17 protein-coding genes are annotated in these 24,324 nt (G+C 64.0%); 8 read left to right on the plus strand and 9 right to left on the minus strand.

The genetic code is table 11. The features are described from left to right. Window positions 1-89: 89 nt before the first annotated feature. The 4 genes from AC1DX5_RS18280 (at window position 90) to AC1DX5_RS18295 (ending at window position 5,708) form a co-directional block, all read left to right on the plus strand. The gene (locus AC1DX5_RS18280) at window positions 90-2,528 is read left to right on the plus strand and encodes a TonB-dependent receptor (protein ID WP_478016624.1); all 2,439 of its coding nucleotides are present in this window, start codon (window positions 90-92) and stop codon (window positions 2,526-2,528) included. 75 nt (window positions 2,529-2,603) lie between these two features. Beyond that, the gene (locus AC1DX5_RS18285; protein ID WP_478016625.1) at window positions 2,604-4,019 is read left to right on the plus strand and encodes a sulfatase family protein; all 1,416 of its coding nucleotides are present in this window, start codon (window positions 2,604-2,606) and stop codon (window positions 4,017-4,019) included. 140 nt (window positions 4,020-4,159) lie between these two features. Then, complete coding sequence (locus AC1DX5_RS18290) at window positions 4,160-5,134, plus strand: alpha/beta hydrolase (protein WP_478016626.1); 975 nt, start codon at window positions 4,160-4,162, stop codon at window positions 5,132-5,134. Window positions 5,135-5,459: 325 nt separating this feature from the next. Continuing rightward, window positions 5,460-5,708 carry an MFS transporter gene (locus tag AC1DX5_RS18295; protein ID WP_477044468.1) on the plus strand — a complete coding sequence of 83 codons (249 nt, stop codon included), beginning with the start codon at window positions 5,460-5,462 and terminating at the stop codon, window positions 5,706-5,708. Window positions 5,709-5,899: 191 nt separating this feature from the next. On the opposite strand, the gene AC1DX5_RS18300 is transcribed toward AC1DX5_RS18295, so the two are convergent. The 9 genes from AC1DX5_RS18300 to AC1DX5_RS18340 all read right to left on the minus strand — a co-directional run bounded on the left by AC1DX5_RS18300 (window position 5,900) and on the right by AC1DX5_RS18340 (window position 19,285). Then, a complete protein-coding gene (locus AC1DX5_RS18300; protein WP_478016627.1) occupies window positions 5,900-7,309 on the minus strand; it encodes an FAD-binding oxidoreductase in 1,410 nt (469 codons plus the stop codon). Then, window positions 7,306-8,256 carry a M14 family metallopeptidase gene (locus AC1DX5_RS18305; RefSeq protein WP_478016628.1) on the minus strand — a complete coding sequence of 317 codons (951 nt, stop codon included), beginning with the start codon at window positions 8,254-8,256 and terminating at the stop codon, window positions 7,306-7,308. The genes AC1DX5_RS18300 and AC1DX5_RS18305 overlap by 4 nt, the downstream gene beginning before the upstream one ends. Then, window positions 8,253-9,953, minus strand: a complete 1,701-nt coding sequence (locus AC1DX5_RS18310) for a DUF885 domain-containing protein (RefSeq protein WP_478016629.1) — start codon at window positions 9,951-9,953, stop codon at window positions 8,253-8,255. The genes AC1DX5_RS18305 and AC1DX5_RS18310 overlap by 4 nt, the downstream gene beginning before the upstream one ends. A 45-nt stretch (window positions 9,954-9,998) precedes the next feature. Continuing rightward, window positions 9,999-11,615: a gamma-glutamyltransferase gene (locus AC1DX5_RS18315; protein WP_478016630.1), complete on the minus strand. Its 1,617-nt coding sequence runs from the start codon at window positions 11,613-11,615 to the stop codon at window positions 9,999-10,001. A gap of 5 nt (window positions 11,616-11,620) precedes the next feature. Then, window positions 11,621-13,618, minus strand: coding sequence for a prolyl oligopeptidase family serine peptidase (locus tag AC1DX5_RS18320; RefSeq protein ID WP_478016631.1), 1,998 nt, complete (start codon window positions 13,616-13,618; stop codon window positions 11,621-11,623). Window positions 13,619-13,677: 59 nt separating this feature from the next. Then, window positions 13,678-14,514, minus strand: a complete 837-nt coding sequence (locus AC1DX5_RS18325; RefSeq protein WP_478016632.1) for an alpha/beta hydrolase — start codon at window positions 14,512-14,514, stop codon at window positions 13,678-13,680. Between the two features lie 50 nt (window positions 14,515-14,564). Beyond that, window positions 14,565-15,920 (minus strand): MFS transporter, encoded by a 1,356-nt coding sequence (locus AC1DX5_RS18330; RefSeq protein ID WP_478016633.1) that lies wholly within the window; start codon window positions 15,918-15,920, stop codon window positions 14,565-14,567. Between the two features lie 71 nt (window positions 15,921-15,991). Next, complete coding sequence (locus AC1DX5_RS18335; RefSeq protein WP_478016634.1) at window positions 15,992-18,043, minus strand: TonB-dependent receptor; 2,052 nt, start codon at window positions 18,041-18,043, stop codon at window positions 15,992-15,994. A gap of 246 nt (window positions 18,044-18,289) precedes the next feature. After that, on the minus strand, window positions 18,290-19,285 hold the full coding sequence (locus AC1DX5_RS18340) for a GlxA family transcriptional regulator (RefSeq protein ID WP_478016635.1): 996 nt from the start codon (window positions 19,283-19,285) through the stop codon (window positions 18,290-18,292). Window positions 19,286-19,346: 61 nt separating this feature from the next. Between AC1DX5_RS18340 and AC1DX5_RS18345 the strand changes: the two genes are divergently transcribed. Genes AC1DX5_RS18345 through AC1DX5_RS18360 form a run of 4 tightly spaced genes read left to right on the plus strand, consistent with a single transcriptional unit; the run spans window position 19,347 to window position 24,324 of the window. Then, window positions 19,347-20,600, plus strand: a complete 1,254-nt coding sequence (locus AC1DX5_RS18345; protein ID WP_465173902.1) for a sarcosine oxidase subunit beta family protein — start codon at window positions 19,347-19,349, stop codon at window positions 20,598-20,600. 13 nt (window positions 20,601-20,613) lie between these two features. Continuing rightward, a complete protein-coding gene (locus AC1DX5_RS18350) occupies window positions 20,614-20,871 on the plus strand; it encodes a sarcosine oxidase subunit delta (protein ID WP_465172799.1) in 258 nt (85 codons plus the stop codon). After that, a complete protein-coding gene (locus AC1DX5_RS18355) occupies window positions 20,859-23,822 on the plus strand; it encodes a sarcosine oxidase subunit alpha family protein (protein WP_478016636.1) in 2,964 nt (987 codons plus the stop codon). Before AC1DX5_RS18350 ends, AC1DX5_RS18355 begins: the two co-directional genes overlap by 13 nt. A 34-nt stretch (window positions 23,823-23,856) precedes the next feature. Next, entirely contained in the window at window positions 23,857-24,324 is a 468-nt protein-coding gene (locus tag AC1DX5_RS18360; protein WP_465172797.1) for a sarcosine oxidase subunit gamma, read from the plus strand.

Here is a 24,324-nt window from a genome sequence, read left to right on the forward strand (position 1 = left end):
GCACTGCGCTCTTGAAATGCATTTCATAACGATTTAGCAAGCACCCCTGCCAAGGCAATCATGCCGGTTTATCCGCAAGGGGAGGATTCATGATCCGCACCGCTCTCTATATGCTCAGCGCAGCACCGCTCGCGCTTTCCGCCCAAATCGCTCACGCTCAGTCGGCGCCCGCCGTGCCCGCGGACACGGCAGCGCAGCCGGCGGATGAACCGGAACAGCAGGACATCGTCGTCGTCGGTACCGCCGGCGCCGGTACGCGGCGCCAGGACGCTGCCTTTGCCGTCACCACGCTCAGCAACGCTGCGATCACGCGCGCCGCGCCGACGAGCACGGCGGACCTGCTGCGCACCGTTCCGGGCGTGATGACCGAGAGCTCGGGTGGCCAGAATGGCGCGAACATCTTCGTCCGCGGCTATCCGGCGGGCGGCGACGCGCAGTTCGTGACGTTCCAGGTGGCGGGCGTGCCGATCTTCCCACCAGCGACATTGTCGTTCCTCGAAAACTCGCAGCTCATCCGCCTCGACGAAACGGTCGAGCGCGTCGAGGCCGTGCGGGGCGGCACCGGGTCGCTCTTCTCGGCGGGACAGCCGGGTCTGACCGTCAACGTCGTGCCGCGCATCGGCGGCGATACGCTGAAGGGCTTCGCGAAATTCTCCATCACCGATTACGGCGACAAGCGCGGAGACGCCTGGGTCTCGGGACCGCTCGGCGGCGACACCAGCTTCATGGTGGGGGGCTATTATGCGCAGGGCCACGGCATCCGCGATCCGCGCTTCGATGCGGAAAAAGGCGGTCAGATCACCGCCAATATCCATCATGATTTCGATGGCCGCGGCTCGGTCGAGATCTATGGCCGTTATCTCAACGATCACGGCCAGTGGCTGCTGACGATCCCGGTCGTGCAGAACGGGAGCGAGATCAGCCAGTATCCGGGCTTCACCGGCAACAGCAACAGCCTGATCGGCCCGGAGACGAAGGTCGTCACCAACGTGGCAGGCCGCCGCATCGATCTGTCGCAGGGCCGCGGCGCCAAGGTTTTCAACACCGGCATCAATTTCGAATATGAGATCGCGGACGGACTGCGCGTGCGCGAGCGTACCGCCTATCTTGGCGGCAACGCCGACACCAACGGCCTCGTGCCCGTGGCGGCGCCTACGACCGCGGCGGCAATGGCGGCGACGTTGGGCGGCACTGGCTCGACTGTCGGCTCGCTGACCTACGCCAACGGTGGCGGCACAGTCTCGACCGGCGCCAGCACGCAGGTGATGCAGGCCGGCGTGTGGAGCGTTAAGAAGAAGATCTCGTCGTTCGTCACCGATTCCGCGCTCGAATGGAAGAGCGGGGGCAACACGCTGACCGGCGGGTTCTACTACGCCAACTACACGACGCGCGATAATTGGGCGCTTGGCAACAATGTCCTGCTGACGGCCACGCCCAATGCCCGCCTGCTCAGCCTGACGCTCGCCGACGGTCGGGTCGCGTCGAGCGCTACCGGCCTCAGCGGTGGCCAGGGCTTTCTCGTGGACGGCAGCTACACCGGCAACGATTACGCCTTCTACGCGGTGGACGAGTTCCAGATCACGCCGGAACTGCGCGTCGATGGCGGCCTCCGCTGGCAGCGCCACGAGGTGAGCGGCCAGGTCCGTACGCCGGGCGGCACCATCAATGTCGATGGCAATCTGAACACGCTATACGACAATGCCTCGAACGTGCTGGCGGTGGCGCCGCAGATCATCGACTATAGCGACTCGCAATGGTCCTGGACGGCAGGCGCCAATTACGATTTCTCCCGCAGTCTCGGCGTGTTCGCGCGCTACAGCCGCGGGCACAGCTTCCCGCAATTCGACAATCTTCGCGGGCTGACGGCGGCCCAGATCGCCAACCACACCGCCACGGCCGTCACCGCCAAGGTCGATACCTATGAGGGCGGCATCAAATTCTCCAGCCAGATGCTCAACCTGTACCTGACGGTGTTCCACAACAAGTTCGATGGGCTGGCCACGACGGGGATCGTCAACAACGTGCCGACAAGCTCAATCGGTGGCGCCAAGGCCACCGGCGTCGAGCTCGAAGGCATCGTGCGTCCGGTACAATGGTTCAGCGTTTCCGCATCGGGCACCTATCTGGACGGCACCTATCAGGACTTTTTCTCCAACAACGGTCTCAACGACGACACCGGCAACATGGTGCAACGCCAGCCGCGCTGGGCCTGGCGCGTGACGCCGGCGGTCGACGTGAACGTCGCCGGGCTGAAGCCGTCGCTGTATGCGACGGTGCAATATACCGGCGACCGCTTCTCGGATCCCGACAACAAGCAGTTGTTGCCGCATTATTATCAGCTCGATGCCGGTGTGTCGGTCGAAGTGATGAACCGCGTGACCTTGCAGGTGACGGCCAACAACCTCACCAACGAGTTCGGCCTGACCGAGGGCAACCCGCGTGTCATCGGCTCGCAGGGCTCCGGCGTGGTGCTGGCGCGTCCGATCCTCGGCCGCTCGTTCCGCTTCAGCGCGGCGGTGAAATTCTGACCTGACCGGGCCCGCCTCCGGCCGCGCGCCGGAAGCGGGCTCAGCTCTCGCTTCCTCCTCGAGACGGAGACGCTGGTGGATCGTCGCAATGTCCTGAAGGCGATCGCAGGCGCCGCCGTGATTTCCGCGGCACCGCTGCGCGCGACGGTTGCCGCGCCCTCCAGGCGCAACGTGTTGCTGCTGATCTCCGACGACCAAGGGTTGGATGTCGGCTGCTTCGGCGTCGACATCAAGACGCCTCGCATCGACCGGCTCGCGCGCGAAGGGACACGCTTTTCACAGGGCTATGCCACGGTATCGTCCTGCAGCCCCAGCCGGGCGTCGATCTATACCGGCCTCTATACGCATCAGAACGGCATGTACGGTCTGGAGCATGATGTGCATCACCAGTCGCTGTTGCCGGGCATCGAGACGCTGCCGGCGATGCTGAGCCGTGCCGGCTATGCCACCGCCCTGGTCGGCAAGAAGCATGTCGGCCCGGACGCCGCCTTCCCCTATGAGGCGGAACTGGTTCCGGAACGCGGCGGCATCCGCGACGTACACGAATTGTCGGTCGCCGCGGCGAGCTTCATCCGCTCGAGCGACGACCGGCCGTTCTTCGTGACCATCGGCTATAGCGACCCGCATCGTGCCGCGGTGGATTACGGCAACGATCGTCCCTGGCCGGATGTGAAGCCGGTCAGATACGATCCGGGCCGGGTTCCGATCCCGTCACATCTGCCCGATCTTCCCGCGGTCCGGCAGGATCTGGCGGCCTATTACGAGTCGGTCAGCCGTCTCGACAGCGGCATCGGCATGCTGCTCGACGATCTCGCCGCGATGGGCCGCGCCGACGATACGCTGGTGATCTTTCTGAGCGACAATGGCCGCCCCTTCCCTGGCGCCAAGACCAATCTTTACGATCCGGGCCTCCATCTGCCGCTGATCGTCCGCGCGCCCGGCACGGACGCTTCGGTCAACGATGCGATGGTGAGCTGGGTCGATATCGCGCCGACCATCCTCGCCTGGACCGGTGCGCAAGGGCCCGGCTACGAACTCTCCGGCCAGTCGCTGCTGCCGCTGCTCGGCAAGCCGGGCGATGCGGCGCGCGACGCGGTGTTCGCCAGCCATGATTTTCACGAGATCAATCAATATTATCCCATGCGCGCGATCCGCACGCACGATCACAGCTATATCCTCAATCTCGCGCACCCGCTCGATTACCCGATCGCGGGCGATGTCGCCGGATCGCCGAGCTGGCGCGCGATCGTTGCCGACCCGTCGATCAGGCTGGGTAAGCGTACCCAGGCGTCGTATCTGAAAAGGCCGGCCGAAGAACTGTACGATCTGAAGCGTGATCCGGACGAACTGACGAACGTCGCGAACGATCCTGGCTACGCCTCGGTGCGGGCACAGCTCGCCGAGCGCCTGCGGGCGCGCCGGGCGGCGACCAAGGACCCCTGGCTCGCCGGCCAGACCGACCCGTACAGCCATGTCGGCAAGCCCGAATGAGCGAAGCGCCAGATCGTCGCGACCCCCCTGCTTTCGGGTAGCCTCGGGACGTTCGGACTCAATAGCTGGGCCGCGACCGCTCGCGACGCTCAAGCGCCAGGCGGGGTAAAGCCCGGACACCGACTATGGTCGCGGTTGGAATGAGCGCTGAAATCTGGAGGCTGGATCGCAATGCGAGCCGCATGCGCTGCTCGGGAGAGTCCACCATGCTCGTCAGTGCCGTCTCCGTCTTTGCGCTGTTGATTGCCGTGCCGTCCACGGCCCCGGCAGAAACGCCGTCCGCAGTGGCCAGCGGGCCGGCGACGGTTTCGTTATGGCCAGGCGGCGCGCCAGGCTCCGAGCAGCGGTCGAGCGACCCGGAGATCGTCGAGAACACCTATGTGCGAAGCGTCCACAGCCCGTCCCTGACCGTGTTTCCCGCCGACCCGCGTCATGCCAATGGCGCGGCGATCATCGTCGTGCCCGGCGGTGGGCATCGCATGCTGGTCTTCGTCAATGAGGGCGTCGGCCCGGCCAAGGCCCTCAACCGCTACGGCGTCACGACCTTCGTCCTGAAGTACCGCCTCGCGCGTGAGGCGGGATCGACCTATGCGATCGAGCGCGACGCCGCCGCCGACCTGCGCCGGGCGATCCGCTGGGTGCGTGCCAACGCCGCTCAGTACGGCGTGGATCCCCGCCGCATCGGGGTGATGGGCTTTTCGGCCGGCGGCGAACTCGTCTCGCTGGTCGCCGACAATCCGGAGCCACTCCAGCCGCCCTCGGCCGATCCACTCGACGCGGTCAGCGCCCGACCCGATTTCCAGGTGCTGGTCTATCCGGGACCCTTGGGCATCCCCGCCCGCGCAGCGGCGGGCGCCCCGCCGGCCTTCATCACCGCCGGCTCACTGGACCAATGCTGCGCCGAGCCTGCCATGACGCTCTACGGCCAGCTTCGCAAAGCCGGCGTGTCCGCGGAGGTGCATATGTTCGCCGACATGGACCACGGTTTCAACATCGCCGCCCATTCCGAGAGCCTGTCGATCCTGCACTGGCCGGACCGGCTGGCCGATTGGCTGAGCGACGGCGGGTGGCTGCACGAGCGGCCTCTGAAAGACCCGAAACCCTTCAGTCCCTGAATGAAATCATTCCCACTCGATTATTCCGTTCGGCGTAATGCGTTGAAATACCGAAAGAAAATTAATATCGTGCACATCACCGCCGCGAACAAGACCGACAAAATACTTTGGCTTTGATTTTATTGAATAATTTAGCCGAAAAAATTTTTTGGCCTTCAGCCACATTCGCACGCCGCTTGGCGCCTTAGGAAGTGATCTCAACCTTGATCCGCTGACCGCTGGACGGAGCCTGAAACAGCGGTCCCCATCGAATATTGCATTGCGCAGAAAGATATCGTCACATTCCTCAGGGTGATGGGCGAGCGCGGCCGTATGCGCCCTCGCGATGGCGCGGCACTGGGCATCGCTGCGTGATCTCGGCGATCCGCTTTTATGGGTCGAGCGCTATCATGTAGCGACCTGGCTCGACTATGTCCGGCACAACCAGCGGTGCACCCACGCCGATGCGGACAACATCGCCCAACTGGCGACGCCGCACGAGGGACCAGTGCCTCCAGTCGTCTACCCCATTATCAAACGGCAAGCCGGATCACTGCCCTTCAGCCGAACGCTCGGATCGAGAGAGATGTCCTGATATGAATTAAGAACCTACTCTTTTTTGGGGACGGGCAACCTGAGCTTTGACGGAACCCGGTGTGGCGCCCAGGGCTGCCCGGAATAAAGACGTTATGCGCCAATCGCGACGATCGGGACGACCGCGCGGGCGATCTAGTTTTGACCGATGGTGACCAACACGGCAAAACCTTCTCCGTCCGGTGGCGGCGCCTAGAGACTGAAGATTTTGCCTGGATTCATCAGGTTTTTCGGATCAAGGGCGCGTTTCAACACACGCATCAGATCGACGGCGTCGCCAAGCTCCGCCACGAGCCAATCCTGCTTGCCGAGCCCTATCCCGTGCTCGCCGGTGCATGTGCCGTCCATGACCAGGGCGCGCTCGACGAGACGTCGATTGACGGCTTCGACCTCCGCGAACTCTCCCGGCTCATTCGGGTCGATCGAGAAGATGACGTGGAAATTGCCATCTCCCACATGACCCAGGATCGTCGCCGGCACAGGGCAGGCGTCGAGATCGGCCCGTGTCGCCAGGATGCAGTCGGGCAGCCGGCTGATCGGCACGCATACATCCGTCGTCCATCCCACGGCGTTGGACCGGACGTTGATCGCCGCATAATAGGCCTCGTGACGCGCCTTCCAGAGCCGGGCGCGCTCTTCCGGCCGGTCGGAGAATGCGAATGCGCCGCCGCCATTCGCTGCCGCGAGGCCGCGCACGATCTCGACCTGCTCGGCCACGCCGCCCGGCGAGCCGTGGAACTCGAAGAACAACGTCGTGACTTCGGGCAACCCGAGCTTCGACCAGGCGTTCACCGCCGCGATCTGCCGATCGTCCAGCAGTTCGACGCGAGCAAGCGGCACGCCGCTCTGGATCGACTGGACCACGGTATCGACCGCGCCCTGCAACGTGGCGAAACCGCACACCGCCGCCGAGATGGTCTCCGGGACGGGATGAAGCCTCAGCGTCACTTCCGTGATGATGCCGAGCGTACCTTCCGACCCCACGAAGAGACGGGTGAGGTCATATCCCGCCGCGGACTTGCGGGCACGACGCGCGGTCCGGATGACCTTGCCGTCCGCGGTGACGACGGTGAGCGACAGCACTGCCTCGCGCATGGTGCCATAACGGACAGCGTTGGTGCCGCTGGCCCGCGTAGCGGCCATTCCCCCGATCGTCGCATTGGCCCCGGGATCGATCGGGAAGAACAGACCGGTGTCACGCAGGTGGGCGTTAAGCTCCTCGCGGCGCACGCCGGCTTCGACCGTGCAGTCGAAATCCTCCGCGTTAACGGCGACGATGCGGTTCATCCGCGACAGGTCGATCGAAACACCGCCGTGGACGGGAAGCGCGTTGCCCTCGATCGAGGTGCCCGCGCCGAACGCGGTTACCGGCACGGCATGCTCAGCGCAGAGCTTTACGCAGTCGACGACATCCCCGGTGGTCCGCGCCACAATGACGACGTCGGGCAGCGCCTCCGCGAAATGCGCCTCGCTCCGCCCATACTGACGGCGCACGCTCTCGGAGAGAAGCGCGTCCTCCCCGAACCGCACCGCAATCGCGGCCAGAAATGACGAAGAAGGCGGCATGCGCGTTGCAACCGGGCTTATCGCGGGCAGCGTCATGGCCGATAATCCGTCGCTACGCTTTTGGCGTCGTGAGCCAGGGCGAAATCCAGGGCCGCGCATATCGCCGCGACCTGCGCCTCCACACACGTCTCAGCTGTCATGCCCGGGGCATCCGGGTAAACTTCGGTCGTCGACGTGAAGCGGGCTTCGGTGATGGATGTGCAAAGACAGAGTTCAGCCACGGGATAGGCGATTACGCCGTGCGCGATGACGGGCGAGCCGATGATCTTCCCTTCCCCATCCGGCGGCGCTATCCGCGTGATCTCCTCGACGGCGGCAATGATCGCGTGTTGAAAGGCGAGTTGCGGTTCGGCGGTGTCGGCGACCAGATAGAATCCATCGGGTATCGCCTCGGCTTCGAACGTCTTGCCGTCGCGCGCACTCAGCGCGGGTCGGAACTCGCTTTCATCGCTATCCGTCGTTTCGTGCAGATCGATGTGCAGAAGATAGTGGTCCGCCGTCGTGTTCACGAGGTCGATCAACGCCGTCGCTTCTCGCGATGGCCCTCCCCTTCGAAAGTTCCGGTTCGGATCGATAGCGTCATAGTTCCAGCGGTTGATGCGTTCATAGCCCCAGGGACTGACGCAGGGGATCACCAGCAGATTGACGCGGCCGGAATACGCGCTGGCGTGGTGCTCGAGAAATTCGAATACGCCCAGAACGCCGCTGGTTTCATAACCATGGACCCCACCCGTTACCAAAGCAGTGGGTAACGCGGGATCTATCTGGCGACTGTGCAACGCATACAGGGTGTATCTGTCTTCCGCATAGTCGAGCTGCCGATAGGCGATCTTCTCGAAGCGATCCGCAACGGCTTCGATGCGCGCCACGACATCGTCGTCATAGCTGCGCCGACGCGTTTGCCGAGCCCGCCACTGGGCACGTTCCTGCTCGCCCCAGGGCCGCCCGGCCGTGCCGATGGGATAGAAATCATTGGCCGTCATGCAGCCACCGCGACCTTCGCGTGAGCAATCCAGTCGTCGATCAGGATTTCGAGCACCGGTAGCGTCACGGCACCGGCCGCCATCAACGCGTCGTGAAAATCGCGGATCCGGAAATCGTCACCGAGAGCCGTCTCGGCGCGAGCCCGAAGTTCGCGAAACTTGAGATTGCCGAGTTGATAGGCGAGCGCCTGCCCGGGCAAACCAATATAACGGTCGACCTCGGCCGTCAGCGTCTCCAGCGGCATCGCCATATTCTCCCGGAAGAAGGAAATCGCCTGATCGCGGCCCCATCCCCTGGAATGAATACCAGTGTCCAGCACCAACCGCACCGCGCGCCACATCTCCATCTCGAGGCGGCCGTACCGCTTCTCCGGCGTGTCGTAGAAACCCATCTCTTCGCCCAATGCTTCGCAATATAGCGCCCAGCCTTCGAGACAGGCGGCATATTTCATCGCGCCGTAGCGGCGAAAGTCGGGGAGCTGATCCATCTCCTGGATCAGCGCGAGATGCATCAGATGGCCGGGCCAGGCCTCGTGCAGCGCCAAGGGCAGATGCATGTAGCGCGGGCACTTGCCGGGAATCGAGGTGATCCAGTGGACACCCGCCGCGCTGCCATCGGCCGGATTGGGTTGGGCATAGGCCGGCGGCATGCGTTCGGCGACGGCTAGCGGAATGCTGCTCACGCCATAACTGATGCGGGGTATCCGCCCGAAGAATTCGGGAATCCGCGCATCGATGCGTTTCGACAGGATCTCGATCTGCTCGCGCAATGCCTCCGCGCTTTCGGCAAATTGCCGGTTGTCGGTCTGCAGGCGGTGACGAAAACCTTCGAGGTCGTCGGGAAAACCTGCATCGGTCGCGACGGCCAGCATCTCGCCTTTGAGACGCTCGACTTCCGCAAGCCCGGTCGCGTGGATGTCCGCCGGCGGCAGATCGATCGTGGTATATTGGTTGATATTGTACCGATAGAAGCGCTCTCCATCCACGTCGTCAGCGCCTGAAATGCTGTCGCGTGACGCCGGCAGCAGCGTCTCTTCGAGAAAGTCGGCATAGTCGAGGAATGCCGGGCGGACCACGTCCTCCACCAATGCACGCCCCTCGCCTGCCAGATCCGCCATCACGCCACCCCTGCCCGCGATGCGCCCGAGCGGACCATAAAAGGGATTCGCCTCCAGGTCGGCCGCCATCTGGCCGCGGACCTGCGCGATGGCGCGCTCCACCACGAGACGGGGGTAGGACATTCCTTGCGCTACGCCCTGGGTCAGCGCCTCCTGAAAGGTCGCGAACGACGCCGGTGTTGCGGCGAGCCGCGCCAGATACAGCCGCGCATCGGCTGCGGTGGCCAAGGCGGTGGCATTGGCCCAGTAGATCAGCGTGAACTCCGGACCGAGCGGATAGATGGCCGGGCGCAGATGCGCCCCGCTTTCGACCAGCTCGACCAGAAGGCGAAGCTCATGGCCGAGCAGCAGATGCGTCGCCCGATCCTCGACTCCCAGCGATGCCGTCTCGATCGCCGCAAGCTCGGCAAGGGCCTTCCGAGCCCAGTCAGCGCGCCGTTCATGGTCGATCGGCGCCTCGTGCATCAACTGCGTGGCTTCGGTCGCCATGCCCGCCGCGATCGCGTTGATCGGGAACTCCTCGCATTGAAACGTCCAATAGCGCGCGGCCAGTTCGGCCAGGGCGGCGTTGATACCCATCTTCACTCTCCTATAAACGGCCAGCATTGCGGGGTGGCATGCGGCTCACGCCGCCAGGGCAACCCCGGTGCGGCGCGGATCCGCACAGGCGCTGGCGAGCCCGTCCGCGGCAAGATGGACGCCTTCGTAGCTGCCGCTGTGATAGTTCCAGGGGTTGACCAGCTCGGTCTTCAGCCCGCGTTTCCTGACCTCCGCCTGGATTTCCGGGGTGCCGCAATCCAGCTCCAGGAAGAACGCGTCCGGTGCCAGGCTGTCGCTGGTGTAGGTCGGTCCGCCGATGCGGGGTTGATGGACCGAGGTTTCGATGTCCATGCCGAAATCCAGGATATTGAGCGCGTTGGTGACGCAGTTCTGGATCAGGCCGACGCTTGGCGACCCTGCCGCCAGCACCGGCCTGTCGTCCGCGTCGAAGATGATGTGCGGCGCGACATAGCATGTCCCGCGATCGCCTGGCTTGGGCATGTTGCGGAAGAAATGCACGCCCCCGGCCCACAGGTTCATGCCGTCCACGATCAGCCCGTTCGACCAGCCGTGCGACATCACCGAATGCAGTACCGTGGCGATATTACCCTCGCGATCGACCACGGTCAGATGGTTCGAACCCGGATACGCCTTCTTCGCCGAATCCACGCCCTTGGGATCGCGCATCTTCATCAGCTCGAAGCGCATCGCGGCATAGTCCTTGGAGAGGATGGTCTCCATCGGGAGCGGCCAACTGTTGGGATCACCTTGCGCTGCGCCCTCGGAGAACACTTCCAGGCAGAAGCGCGCCAGCCAGTACATGGAGTCCGCGCTCTCGGTGGGCATGCCCCACTCCCTGAGCGGAATCTGCTCCACCAGATTCAGGATCTCGATGATGTGCGTGCCGCCCGTGTCGGGCGGAGGCGAGCCGGCGATCTTGTACCCGTGATAGCTGCCCCAGGCAGGTTCCATCCAGCGCGTCTCGTAGCGATCGAAATCCTCAATCGTCAGGACGCCGCCGGCGCGCCTGACCGTCTCGACCACCTTCTCGGTGAAGGCCGAGCGGTAGAAATAGTCGACGCCGTCCGCGGCCATCCGCTCCAGCGTGTCGGCGAGCGCGTGGTTGACCAGCGGCTCGCCGGGGCCGCGGATCACCTTGTCGCGGAAATAGATATTCCGGCCTTCGTCGCTCAGCCCGATCTTGGGCGCCGCCTCGAACATCATGCCGTACAGGACCGGATAGATCGGGAACCCGTTGCGGGCGAGTTCGATGGCGGGCGCGGCCAACGCCTCCCGCGACTTGCTGGCGAAGCGCGCGCGCGACGCTTCCCAGGCCGACCAGAAGCCGGGGACCGCAACGCTCCTTCCGGTGGCCACGTCGGCAGCCGAGAAGCCGGGCAAGCCCGCAAGCGGCGCGTTCATCGAGCCGTTGACATATTGGGTCGCGCCCGTCGCCGCGTCGTAATGCATCATGCTCAGCACCCCGAACGCCGTCGTCATATGCGGCTCGACGACGGTCTGCGCGAGCGCAGCCGCGAGAGCCGCATCGACGGCGTTGCCGCCGTCCCCGAGAATGTTCAGCGCGACCTGCGAGACGATCGGGTGCGACGAGACCACGATCCCGTTCCGGCCCGATGCCTTTTGCTTCCGGCCGGCCACCGCGGCCTTGCAAAGCCGCGCGATTTCATCCTGGTCGAACATGATCCTTAACTCCTTTGGGACAGGCCCAGATACTCGGCGAAAAACGCGAGGACTTCGGCGGATTGACGCGTCTGATCCTCCCTGCCGATGGCGCCGTGCCCGGCGCCGCTGCGCACCCGCAACAGGACCGGGAGCGCGCCCGCGCTCGCCTGCTGCATCCGCGCCGCGAGCTTGCGTCCATGCCATGGGGGACAGCGCGGATCGTTCGCGCCGCAATCGATCAGCATCGCGGGATAGTGTGTGCCATCCTCCACATTCTGATAGGGCGACCAGCCGTAGAGGATCTGCGCCATTCCAGGGTCCGACGGGTCGCCATAGTCGAGCGTCGCGGCCATCGTGAACGGATCGCGATACCGCGCCAGCGCGTCAGTGATCGGCGCCTCGGGGGAGCTGGCGCGGAACAGATCCGGCCGCTGGACAGCGGCCACCGCAGCCATCACCCCGCCATTGGATCCGCCGGTGACACCGAGCTGCGACGGCGTCGTGATGCCCTGGGCGATCAGATCCTCCGCTATGGCATACAGATCATTGAACGTGTTCTGCTTGTGCTGGAGGCGGCCCTCCTCCCACCAGGCCGATCCGAACTCGCCACCGCCGCGCAAATGGCTGAGGACGAATATGCCGCCAGCCTCGACCCAGGCGGCCCACCGGTTCCCGAACCAGCCTGGGAGTACGGCCACATTATAGCCGCCATAGCCAGTGACGATCGTCGGATGCGGCTTCGACAGGTCGAGGTCGCTGCGCGCGATGACGTGGTAGATGACCTCGGCGCCGTCCTGGCTGACCGCCTTGCGATCGACCACCTGCGCGTCGAGCGTTCGTTCCGGCTTGCTGATCTGGGTGAGCTCGCGGGTCCTGACATTCGCCGAATACAGCGCCGGCGCCACGGACGGCGTCGCGAACAGGAAATCGATCCGCTCGCCTTGGCCGCGCAAGATCGTGTTGGTGACGTTGAAGAAGGAGAAATAGCTGCCCGTGCAATTGACGAGCCCTTTGCCCGGAAGCGCGATCTCGCCTTCCAGTTCGCCATGCCTGTCGAAGACGCGAAGACGCGAATAGGTATCGACATAATCGAGCACGACCGCGCGATCGCCGACTGCGAGCACATTCGCCAGGACATCGGCGGATGGTGGAATGATCTCCTTCCACATCTCACGCTGGGCAGGCGCGGCAAGCGGGATCGACAGCATCCGTCCGCGCGGTGCGCCGTCATCGGTGATCGCGAAAAAGCGATCTCCCACGATATCGCCGCGAAAAATGCCCGGCACATCCTTCAGGAAAGGACGCCATTTACCGTCGCCATGCGTATCGAGGATGAACTCAGGTTTCGGGGCGAGATGGTTGACGAAAAGCAGGACATGACGCTTGTCGGCGGCGACGACGGGCCGGACGTAGAAATGGCTGGGTTCGACAGGTTCCAGCATCGCGTGCTTTGGATTGTCGACCATCACGCGATACAGCGTCTTTCCGGCTGCGATGTCCGCCGGATCCATGCTCATGTAGAAGAAACCGCTGTCGTCCGGCAGCCAGACGAAGGTGCTGAGTCGCTCGCTCGGCAGGCCTTCTGAAACTATCCTCCCGGTTTCGACCTCGACAAGTTGAACGATGGGCTTCTCGCGCCCGCCGGCAGTATGCGCGAAGACCGCCATCCTGCCGTCGTTCGACAGCGCATATCCCGCCATCTGCAGCGGTTCGTCCGCACGCATCGCGTTCAGGTCGACGACGCGCCGACCCGGGCCGACCGGCGAGTCCGAAAGCTCGACGACGGTAAGATCCTGCCCCTCGGGCACGAACCTGCGAACATAGTGACCGCCGGCAAAGGGAAAAATGACGATGTCCTCGCTGTCACCCATTGCATGAAGCGTTTCGAGGAACGCCTGGTAGCTTGGCAGACCCGAGAGATGCGAGCGGGCAAGCGCGTCCTGGGCGCTTTGCCAGTCGAGCACGTCGCGATCCGATTCTTCCAGCCAGCGAAACGGATCGGCATACCGGACCGTCCCCATGCCGAATTCGACCCCTTCCGGACGCGCCTCGGCGGGTGGGTAAACAAGTGTCTCCAAGGTCACTTCGCGGGATTCAGCGTATCCGCCCACACGGCGCGGACGCCTTCGGCGATGATGTCGGCGATCACGGAACTATGGTCCTTGCCGGGAAAGATCCGCGTCGTGACCTTGAGCGACGGATACTGACGCAGCAGCAGCGTCTCGGCCATCAGGACCGGCGCGCTGACGATCCCCCAGGCGGCGAGGCTGAGCTTCCCGATCTCCAGTTCCCCTGCGCCGAAAAAAACGTCTGCCTTCAGGTCCTCGTTGGCGGCGGCATAGTCGGTCTCGAGCCGGAAAGCCGCCCGGTCCGCAGCGTTGCTGGACGGACTGCCAATGATGTAGCGGCGAAACGCGCCGGGCCGCGCGAACAGGGCATAGCTGGCGAACATACCCCCGCCGGAATGGCCCAACAGGCCGTGATCGTCGCTCATGCGGTATGTCTGCGACAAGGAAGGCCTGACCTCGTCGACGAGGAAGGCCAGGAAATCGTCGGCCTGTTGCGCCCCACCTTCGGGCACGCCAAGCTTACGGAAATAGTCGCCACCCGGCCCATCGAACAGGATGGACTTTCCGGGAGGCGCAAAGTCGATCGAGCGCCGGCGGCCGAACTCGCTCGCGCCTGCGTCGCTGGTGCAGCCGACCCCGACAATGATCATCTCGGGGGCCAACCCACCGACCACGAGGGTGTTGAGCAAGCCTACCGCCAGATGGAGCAGGAACGGCCCGTCGGTCAGCCAGAGCACGGGATAGCTTTTTTCAGGCATGACACCATAGCTGGTGGGCAACGCGACCTGGACCTCATAGTCCCAATCGAACGCAGCCGTGCGCATCGCCACCGCGGGTTCGATCCACATGGTGCATCGGGCGCCGGGCCGTTGCCAATCGGGTACGGACACTTCCATGACTATGCCTCCGTTCGAGCGGCCGGTGCTGAAACGTCGAGCGGGTGATTCATTCCCGTGCCCTCACGAGCGGTACTCTCGAAGGGCTTCTCGACAAGCCGCATCAGCACGATGCAGGCAATCCACGCCGGCACGGTTATGCAGAGGCCACCCCAGAACAGGCTCCTTGGTCCAGCGTTGATGACGTCTCCCAGGAACGCGGATCCCGCGATGCCCAGCCCGACCGCTGGCCCGTTCGTCATTGCGCGAAGCGCCATGATCCGCGCCCGAACTTCGGGCGGCGCCAAATCCTGCAACAGGGTAACGCTCGAGGCCCCGGCGATCGTCGAAACGACGACCTGAATGCCGACGCACGCAAAGACCTGCCAAGGCGACGTCGCAAAGGGGACCAGGCAGATCAAGGGAAGCGAAACGAGCAGCGACACCCAGATGGCGCGTGGGGCCGCGCGATAGCCAAGTCGCCGCTGCAGCAGACGCAACACGAAGTTGCCGGCGACGACCCCAATGATGCTCGCCACTGCGATGACCGAGCCCAGGACCATGCCGATATGAGCGGGACTGAGTCCGAAGATTCGCGTGAGCGATACCGGTGTCCATGCCAGAATGCTCGTCACCCCGAGCGCGAAGAAGGTCATTCCGGCGAAGACGAAGCCAACCGACTTCATGTTGGCCTTCAGAAAAGGCAGGATGGGCGCCGCGACCGGCCTTGCGCGCGCGCTGACACCCTGCACCGGCCCAATCGGCAACAGGAACACCATCGCCACGAAGACCGGGAAAGGCGCCGCAGCCACCAGGAAGGCCAGGCGCCAGTCTTCTAGCCCACCCAATGGCGCGGGGAGTGGCTTCAGTGCCTCAAGCAGCGCAAGCATTGCGCCGATCAGGATGAGGCCGCCCGCCATGCTCAGCGACACGGCGATATAGTAGATCATTGTCGCGGTTATTCGCGCCTTGCCGCGAAACAGTTCCGGCAACATCGACATGAAGATCGGCGCAATGCCAGCCTCGGACACCGCCACCGCCGCGGAGGCGACGAACAAGCCCAAAAATCCTCCGGCGAGGCCGCAGGCGGCCGTTCCAAGGGCCCAACTGAGGATACAGGCCGCGAGTATCCAGCGCCGGTCGTACCGGTCGGCCAACCAGGCGATGGGATAGGCGGCGATGACGGTAAACGCCGCGAAGCCAAGGCCCTGGATGAGACCGAGCTGCGTGTTGCTGAGGCGCAGCGTGCTGCTCATCTCGGCGGCGACCAGTCCGAATACCTGGCGGTCCACGATCGCATACAGCATCGATGCAACCATGACCGCGAGGGCCAGCCATGCGCGGATATCCGATACTTGCCGAAGGGATGATCGTTGCATTGGCCAGTCCTTACTTCATCAGCAATCGGTGGTGCGCAATCGCGCGAGCGTGCGCCACCGCTCGATCCCTATCAGAACCCGGCCTTGAACCGCGCGCCGATGATCCTTGGCGCCGGCTCGATATCCTGGCGGATCGCGCCGACCGGACCCGGGATGATCGGCGTTTTCACGTCCAGCAGATTGCTGGCGAACACCGAGACCTCATACTTCCCGAAATCCACCCCGAGTTGCGCATTGAGCAGGTCGCGTGAGCCGATCGCCACGTTTAATGCCGAACTGCGATTGATCAACGCGGAGCGTCCCGCATGCTGATAGTCCAGGCGGGCGAAACCCTGCGCGTCTCCGATCACCGGACGGCGATAGTCGATCGATCCCGACCAGCTCTCCCGCACCGCATAATCGACGGGGTCGCCGGGCCGATGCTCAGCGGTCGTGCCCTTATATTCAAGGTTGTTCCAGCCATAGGTTGCGCTGAGCGTCAGCCCGTTCACGGGACGCGCGCTCATCGAGATATCCGTACCCCAACCGTTCACGTCGCCGCCGTTCGTGATGTAACCGAAGGCAGCGCCGGTGGGGACGAACGAGCTCTGAACGTCCGTCCAGTCGGTATAGTAGACCGCCCCTTCCAGTGTCAGCCTACCGTCCAGCAATTGATGCTTGGTGCCGAACTCATAGGTCCACAGTCTGTCGGGATCATAGCTGGGCGGCCCGCCCGTGACCGACAGGTTGAAGCCGCCGCTGCGGAAGCCCTTGGCGCCGCTGAGATAGACCATCGATGTGGGCGAGAGATGGTAGCTGATGTTCAGGCGCGGGTTTAAGCTGGAAAAGTCGCCGCTATTGAAGAGCTTCGTATTGGCACCGAAGCTGCGGTTTACGGTATCGAGCGTCCGCGTCTCATGGAAATAGCGAAGGCCGCCCGTGATCGTCAGCACATCGGTTGCATTGAAGGTCAATTCGCCGAACGTCGCCCAGGCCTTGGATTTGAAGATCGCGGTGATCGAGGTAATGTCGAGGGGTAGCGTGCCAGGCGTCGTGACGGTTCGCGACGTTCCCGTTCGGTCGAGTTGCCGGCCGTAGACCCCGACCGTCCAGTCGAACCTGCCGCCCGGCGCGGACGTCAGCCGAAGCTCGTCGCTCACCACGTCGATATTCGAGACCGATCCCAGACCGATGCCGGTAACATTGCAGGTGGCACACAGAATCGGCACGAACGGCACATAGGTGAAAGACTGATCCGTCACCGTATTGTTCTGGGCGTTCTGATATCCGAAGCTGTTGGTAAGAGAAGCCACTCCGAGATCCCAGTGGACCACGGCGTTCACGAGATCGTAGTTCGGATTGTTCCGTTCCGCGACACGGGAGGAGGTTTTCCTGGCCTTGCCGAAATTCTGGTAGTCCTGCGTCTGGTCCTGATGGAGCGCCAGGATCGACAGCTCCAGATTGTCGGCGAATTTGGCCAGGAGCTTGCCACGCAGGGTGAAGATCGTGGCGTCGTTCACGTCCTTCCTGCTGGTGAGCGTGCTGTCGATCCAGCCGCCGGTATGTTCATAGCCCGCGACGAGGCGCACACCGAGCTGGTCCTTGGCCAGCGGCAGGTTGAGGACGCCGTTGACCCGCCAGGCGGTGTTGCCACCCTTCACCGACCCAATCTGGCTTTCAACACTTCCGCCGATCTGGTTCAGGTCCGGATCCGCGGTCAGGTAGCGGATCGTTCCGCCCATCGAGCCTTCGCCATAGAGCGTGCCCTGCGGACCGCGCAGCACCTCGACCTGCTTCATGTCGATGAGGCGCAGGTCGAGCGCCTGCGTCTGATCATCGATGCTGATCGGCATCTCGTCGATATATTGGCCGAACGTCGGCAACCCGTTGGAGTTGGCCACGCCGCGTATCTGGATGCGCTGCTGTCCGGGACCCTGCTCGACGATCGACAGACCGGGGATGGAATATTGAAGGTCCTGCAAGCTGGCGGCCCCGCGCCGCGCGATTTCTTCGCCGGTAACGGCCGAGATCGCCAGCGGGACGTCGAGCAGGCGTTCTTCCCGCTTCTGCGCCGTCACGATGATATCATCCGCCTGGTCGACGCCTGGCGCTTCCTGCGCCTGCGCGCCCGCGGGAAGGAGCATTGCTGCCGCCGCTCCGAGGAGGAGCCGACTGCGCATCCGCGATAGATATTCGCAACCCCTTGTCATTTGCGTCCCTCCCAATATGAGCGCCGATGTCTGAGCGTATGATCCCCGATTACCGTGTCCGTGTTCGGTTCTTCCCGAGTGGCCGGTGGATCATGGATACATTCGCAAAGAGCGCCGGAGTGACTGCGGGCGACAGAAGTGCGCCCATTAGCGACATCGACGATTAGCCGATACGAGCTGCTAGCGCTGAGTGCGTATTTTGCCGGGCGATATCGCGAAGCGCTTCCGGAAACTGCGCGAGAAATGGCTGGTGCTGGTAAATCCGCAGGCAATGGCGATCATCACTCTCGATAAATCCGTCTCCCGCAGAAGCCGCATCGCCTTGTCGAGCCTGATCCGCAGATAATGCTCCCGAATGGAGGTGCGCATGTGGGTTTTGAACAACCTCTCGAGTTGACGCAGCGAAAGGCCCGCGACCGACGCCAGCGCATCGCGTTCAAGCGGCTCTTCGATATGGGCTTCCATCGCTTCGAGGGCGGTGACCAGTCCTGGATGCGACACCCGATAGCGCTGGCTGATGGCTGCCCTTTGCGCGCCCTCGGCAGGTCGTTTCTGGGTTCGAATGAACCAGTCGCTGACAAGCTGGGCCAGTTCCGGGCCGTGCGCGTCGGCGATCAATTCCGTGACAAGATCGAGGCCGGCGGTTCCGCCGGCACAGGTAATGCGGGTCCTATCGATGACGAACAAACCACGCTCGAACGCGAGGTTCGGGAATTCTTCGATGAATGCGGGCTCATGTTCCCAATGGATCGTGCAGCGATGCCCGCCCAATATCCCCGCTCGAGCAAGCAGATAGGCCCCTCCAGAGACACCGCCGACGACGACCCCGCGCGCGGCGAGCCGGCGAAGAACGGCAAAGGTGGGGCGATGGTCGAACAGCGCCGGATTGCCGCCGGCACAGACGAGCAGCATGTCGACATTCAGAGTGCCGTCGACGATCCCGTCGACCTGCATGGCGACGTCCGTCGAAGGCCGGACGGCCTGGCCGTCGATCGAATAATGCGACCACTCATATAGCGCGCGTCCCGACAGGCGATTTGCTGCGCGAAACGGCTCGATGAGCGACGCATAGGACATCAGCGCGAATTCCTCGATCAAGAGAAACCCCACGCGCATCGGACGATCTCGCTGACCCAAAGTGTCGCCGCTGGACCCGGCTTTGTCGCTGCTGTGCATCACCGGTTCGTCGATAGGATCAAAGATGGGTCAGAAGCAACCAACGGGGATGAGGAGGGAAATGCGCTATTCTTGGTCGAGCCTGATAACGCAGTCCCTCGGCAGGCATCGTGGCTGGACCCGAGTCTGGGCCGACCGCCCCGTCCAATCCGAGTATGACATCGTCGTGGTGGGTGGCGGCGGGCACGGTCTCGCCACTGCTTATTATCTGGCGAAGAACCACGGCATCAAGCGTATCGCGGTGCTCGAAAAAGGCTGGATCGGCGGCGGCAATGTTGGCCGAAACACGACGATTATCCGGTCCAACTATCTGCTGGATGGCAATATCCCGTTTTACGAATGGTCGCTCCGGCTTTGGGAAAAGCTCGAACAGGACCTGAACTACAACGTCATGGTAAGCCAGCGCGGCGTCCTGAACCTCTTCCACAATGATTCCCAGCGGGACGAGGCCGTCCGGCGCGGCAATGCGATGCGGTTGCACGGCGTGGATGCGGAATTGCTCGATCGCGATCGGGTCCGCCGAATGGCGCCGTTCCTGGATTTCGAAAATGCGCGTTTTCCCATCATGGGCGGCCTGTTGCAGCCTCGCGGCGGAACGGTCCGCCACGACGCGGTCGCCTGGGGCTATGCCAGGGCTGCTTCGGCGCTCGGAGTCGATATCATCCAGGAGTGCGAAGTGCTCGGGGTCGAACGCGACGCGTCGGGCGCGGCAGTCGCGCTGGAAACAAGCCGCGGCCGGATCGGGGCCGGACGCATCGGCCTTGCCGTTGCCGGCAACAGCTCGAGGGTAGCCGCACTGGCCGGCCTGAAGCTCCCGATCGAAAGCCATGTGCTGCAGGCTTTCGTCTCCGAAGGCCTCAAACCCGTCATTCCGGGTGTCATCACCTATGGAGCCGGGCACTTCTATATCAGCCAGTCGGACAAGGGCGGGCTGGTATTCGGCGGCAATCTCGACGGCTATAACAGCTATGCCCAGCGCGGGCAGATGACCACCGTGGAAGATGTCTGCGAGAGCGGCATGGCGCTCATGCCGATGATCGGACGCGCACGCATTCTGCGCAGCTGGGGCGGAATCATGGACATGTCGATGGACGGTTCGCCGATCATCGATACGACGCCGGTGTCCAATCTCTTCCTGAATGCCGGCTGGTGCTATGGCGGGTTCAAGGCGACGCCCGCGAGCGGGTGGTGCTTCGCCCATCTTCTCGCGACCGGTTCGTCCCACGCGCTGGCGTCGGCCTATCGCCTCGACCGCTTCGCGACCGGCGCGCTCATCAACGAAAAGGGCGAAGGCGCCCAACCCAACCTTCACTGAGACGGGCGAAGATATGCGTATCGATTGTCCTTATTGCGGCCCGCGCGATTCCGGCGAGTTCGTCTATCGAGGGGATGCCAGGCCAAGCCGACCCCTCTCGTCGGATACCGAAGCGTTCGTGGATTATGTCTATCTGCGCGACAACGTCGCAGGGTCGATGGACGAGCATTGGTATCATCTCCACGGCTGCCGCCAGTGGCTGAGGGTGCGGCGCAATACGCTCTCGCACGAGATCGAATCGTCCGTTCTTGCACGGGAATGCGGCTGGTGAGCCGTCTTCCCAATGGCGGGCAGCTGGATCGGTCGCGTGCCCTGAACTTCACCTTTGACGGACGCGACCTTTCCGGTTTCGCGGGCGACACGCTGGCTTCGGCATTGGTGGCCAATGGCGTGAAACTGGTAGGCCGGTCTTTCAAATATCACCGGCCGAGAGGATTGCTGTCCGCCGGCTCGGAAGAGCCCAACGCGCTGGTGACCCTGCGTGAAGGGGCGTTCGCCGAGCCCAACACCCGGGCGACGCTGGTCGAATTGTTCGATGGCCTGCAGGCGAAAAGCCAGAACCGCTGGCCCAGCCTCCGCTTCGATATGCTGGCGCTCAACCAGGCGATCGCGCCGCTGCTGGTCGCCGGATTCTACTACAAGACCTTCATGTGGCCGGCCGCCTTCTGGGAGCGTGTCTACGAACCGTTGATCCGACGCGCGGCTGGCCTTGGGCAACTTTCCGCGCTTCCGGATCCCGATCATTATGATCGCGAGCATGGCTTTTGCGATCTGCTGGTTATTGGCGGCGGACCGGCAGGACTGGCCGCCGCGCTGGCCGCGGCGCGATCCGGCATACGCGTGATCCTCGCAAACGAGGACTTTCAGCTTGGCGGCCGCCTGCTGTCGGAGCAGCATCTGATCGCCGACATGCCAGGCAGCTTATGGGCTGGTGAGACTGCCCGTGAACTCGAAGCGATGCCGAACGTCCGGATCCTCAATCGCACCACGATAGTGGGCGCCTATGACGGCCGGGAATATATCGCGGTCGAACGGCTGGCCGATCACCGCGCGCGGCCGGAAGCCGGTCAGCCCCGGCAGCGACTGTGGAAGATCGTCACGCGCGAAGCGGTTCTCGCGTCGGGTGCCATCGAACGGCCGCTCGTCTTCGGGGGAAATGATCGGCCAGGCGTTATGCTGGCCTCCGCGGTATCGACCTATATCAACCGCTTCGCGGCGCTTCCGGGCAAGCGCGCGGTGGTTTTCACGACCGGGGACAGCGGCTGGCGCACGGCTGCCGACCTGATCGCCGCCGGCGCCGAGATCGCGGCGATCGCGGATGCCCGCGACGCGGTTCCGGCGGCAGCGCGCGCGCTGGTGTCCCGACAGGTTCCCACCTATCTCGGGGCACGCATCGGCGATGCCCATGGCGCACCGCTTCGTTCGGTCGATCTGTACGCCGGTAACACGCGGCATCGAATCCGCACCGATCTCCTGGCGATGGCGGGCGGCTGGAATCCGGCCATCGGGCTTGGTTCGAACCTGGGCTCGCGGCCGGTCTGGTCGGAAGCGCTGGACACGTTCGTGCTGGAAAAGGGGCCGCCGGGGCTCCGGGTAGCCGGCGCCGCGAACGGGCGATATTCGCTCGGCGAGGCCGTGCGCGACGGCTGGTCGAGCGGCATCGAAGCAGCCCGTGCGCTGGGCCGCACAATTCCCGCAATGCCCAATCTGGCGGCGAGCGACGATCCATGCTCCGCCCGGCCGCTATGGTACATCCCCGAGCGCCGCGGAAAGGCGTTCGTCGATTTTCAGAACGACGTGACCGACAAGGATCTCGACCTTGCCGTCCAGGAAGGCTTCACCTCCGTCGAGCATCTGAAGCGGTACACCACGCTTGGCATGGCCACCGATCAGGGAAAGACCAGCGGCGTCAACGGCCATGCGCTTCTCGCCCGGGCGACCGGCAGATCGCTGGCCGAGACCGGCACGATCTTGTCCCGCCCTCCGTGGCAGCCGGTCGCCATCGGTGTGCTCGCGGGCCATCACCGCGGTCGCGATTTCAGGCCGGAGCGCCTTACCCCCAGCCATCACTGGGCGACCGAACAAGGCGCCGTCTTCACGGATGCGGCTTTGTGGAAGCGCGCGCAGTGGTTTCCGAAGCCTGGTGACAAGAACTGGCGCGAGACGGTCGATCGCGAGGTACGGCTGACCAGGACCGGCGTTGGGGTTTGCGACGTCTCGACCCTTGGCAAGATCGACATCCACGGACCCGATGCAGGAACGCTTCTCGACCGGCTGTACACCGGCACCTTCTCGACCCTGGCCATCGGGCGCGCGCGTTACGGCCTGATGCTGCGCGAGGACGGGTTCGTCTTCGACGATGGTACGACGACCCGCTTTGCGACGGACCGCTATTATCTGACGACGACGACCGTGAATGCCGGCCGGGTCATGCAGCATATCGACTATGCGCGGCAGGTGCTGTGGCCGGAGCTCGACGTCCAGGTGATCTCGGTGACCGAGCAATGGGCGAGCTTCTCCATCGCCGGGCCCGCGTCACGCGCGCTGGTAGCGGATATGTTGCCCGGGTTCGACGTCTCCAACCAGTCATTCCCGCCGATGGCAGCCGCGGAACTCCTATGGGAAGGAATGGCGGCGCGACTGTTCCGGCTCTCTTTTTCCGGCGAGCTTGCCTACGAACTCTGCGTGCCGGCAAACGCGGGCGATGCCTTGATACGCCGGCTTTTCGAGTTGGGGGAGCGACATGGCATCACGCCCTACGGCACCGAGGCGCTCGGTGTGATGCGGATCGAGAAAGGACATGTGGCGGGCCCCGAGCTGAACGGGCAAACCACGGCCAAGGATCTGGGCGTGGCTCGGATGATGTCCACCAGGAAGGACTATATCGGCCGCCCCCTTTCGGGCCGCCCTGCCCTTGTGGACCCCGAACGCCCCGCGCTGGTCGGACTGATGCCTGTCGATCGAAGCCAGGCTTTCGTCAGTGGCGCGCGCCTGATCCCAGCCGGGCACCTCGCGACGGCTGCGAGTGTCGAGGGGCATGTCACCTCAGTCGCCCATTCGCCGACGCTCGGCCACGGCATCGCCCTTGCGCTTCTCGCACGCGGACGGGACCGACATGGCGAACGGATCGTCGCGCACGATCCCTTGCGCAGCATGACCGTGGAAGCGGAGGTCTGCGATCCCGTGTTCTTCGATGCCGGGGGAGCGCGTGCCCGTGGGTGATGCCGTACGAATTACGGAGAAGCGGGACTTCTCCATGGCGGCGATCCTTGCGCGTCGTGGCGCAAGCGCGGCGATGATAAGCGACGTGCTGGCAGCCGATCTGCCGCTCGGCTCGAAGTGGATCGACTGCGGATCGCTGGTGATGATCGGCAGCGGGCCGGGAACCTGGCTGGCGCACCGGGAGCGCGATGGGGAAACTACTGGTTGGGTCGGTGACTTGCAGACGCGTCTCGCCGGCGTCGCCAGCGTATCCGATCAAAGCAGCGCCTATCGCATCTTCCGGATCGAGGGGCCCGGTGCGCGCACATTGTTGCAGCGCGGGGCGTCCGTCGATCTGGATGACTCGGCATTCCCGGCCGGCTCCGTCGCGTTCACCGCCATCGCGTATCTGGACGTCGTCATCCGGCGCCTCGACGAGGCGGATTGCTATGAACTGGCGGTCTTTCGCAGCTCCGCGGAGGGGTTTGTCCGTTGGCTCGAAGCTGCCGTCGACAGGCTCTGA

The sequence above is a fragment of the Sphingomonas sp. P2_B6 genome (genome assembly GCF_056404755.1).

Coding starts and splice junctions, on each gene's coding strand:
- AC1DX5_RS18280 (WP_478016624.1), top strand. CDS start 90: ATGATCCGCACCGCTCTCTATATGCTCAGCGCAGCACCGCTCGCGCTT.
- AC1DX5_RS18290 (WP_478016626.1), top strand. CDS start 4,160: ATGAGCGCTGAAATCTGGAGGCTGGATCGCAATGCGAGCCGCATGCGC.
- AC1DX5_RS18295 (WP_477044468.1), top strand. CDS start 5,460: ATGGCGCGGCACTGGGCATCGCTGCGTGATCTCGGCGATCCGCTTTTA.
- AC1DX5_RS18300 (WP_478016627.1), bottom strand. CDS start 7,309: ATGACGCTGCCCGCGATAAGCCCGGTTGCAACGCGCATGCCGCCTTCT.
- AC1DX5_RS18305 (WP_478016628.1), bottom strand. CDS start 8,256: ATGACGGCCAATGATTTCTATCCCATCGGCACGGCCGGGCGGCCCTGG.
- AC1DX5_RS18310 (WP_478016629.1), bottom strand. CDS start 9,953: ATGGGTATCAACGCCGCCCTGGCCGAACTGGCCGCGCGCTATTGGACG.
- AC1DX5_RS18315 (WP_478016630.1), bottom strand. CDS start 11,615: ATGTTCGACCAGGATGAAATCGCGCGGCTTTGCAAGGCCGCGGTGGCC.
- AC1DX5_RS18320 (WP_478016631.1), bottom strand. CDS start 13,618: ATGGGGACGGTCCGGTATGCCGATCCGTTTCGCTGGCTGGAAGAATCG.
- AC1DX5_RS18325 (WP_478016632.1), bottom strand. CDS start 14,514: ATGTGGATCGAACCCGCGGTGGCGATGCGCACGGCTGCGTTCGATTGG.
- AC1DX5_RS18330 (WP_478016633.1), bottom strand. CDS start 15,920: ATGCAACGATCATCCCTTCGGCAAGTATCGGATATCCGCGCATGGCTG.
- AC1DX5_RS18335 (WP_478016634.1), bottom strand. CDS start 18,043: ATGCTCCTTCCCGCGGGCGCGCAGGCGCAGGAAGCGCCAGGCGTCGAC.
- AC1DX5_RS18340 (WP_478016635.1), bottom strand. CDS start 19,285: ATGCACAGCAGCGACAAAGCCGGGTCCAGCGGCGACACTTTGGGTCAG.
- AC1DX5_RS18345 (WP_465173902.1), top strand. CDS start 19,347: ATGCGCTATTCTTGGTCGAGCCTGATAACGCAGTCCCTCGGCAGGCAT.
- AC1DX5_RS18350 (WP_465172799.1), top strand. CDS start 20,614: ATGCGTATCGATTGTCCTTATTGCGGCCCGCGCGATTCCGGCGAGTTC.
- AC1DX5_RS18355 (WP_478016636.1), top strand. CDS start 20,859: ATGCGGCTGGTGAGCCGTCTTCCCAATGGCGGGCAGCTGGATCGGTCG.
- AC1DX5_RS18360 (WP_465172797.1), top strand. CDS start 23,857: ATGGCGGCGATCCTTGCGCGTCGTGGCGCAAGCGCGGCGATGATAAGC.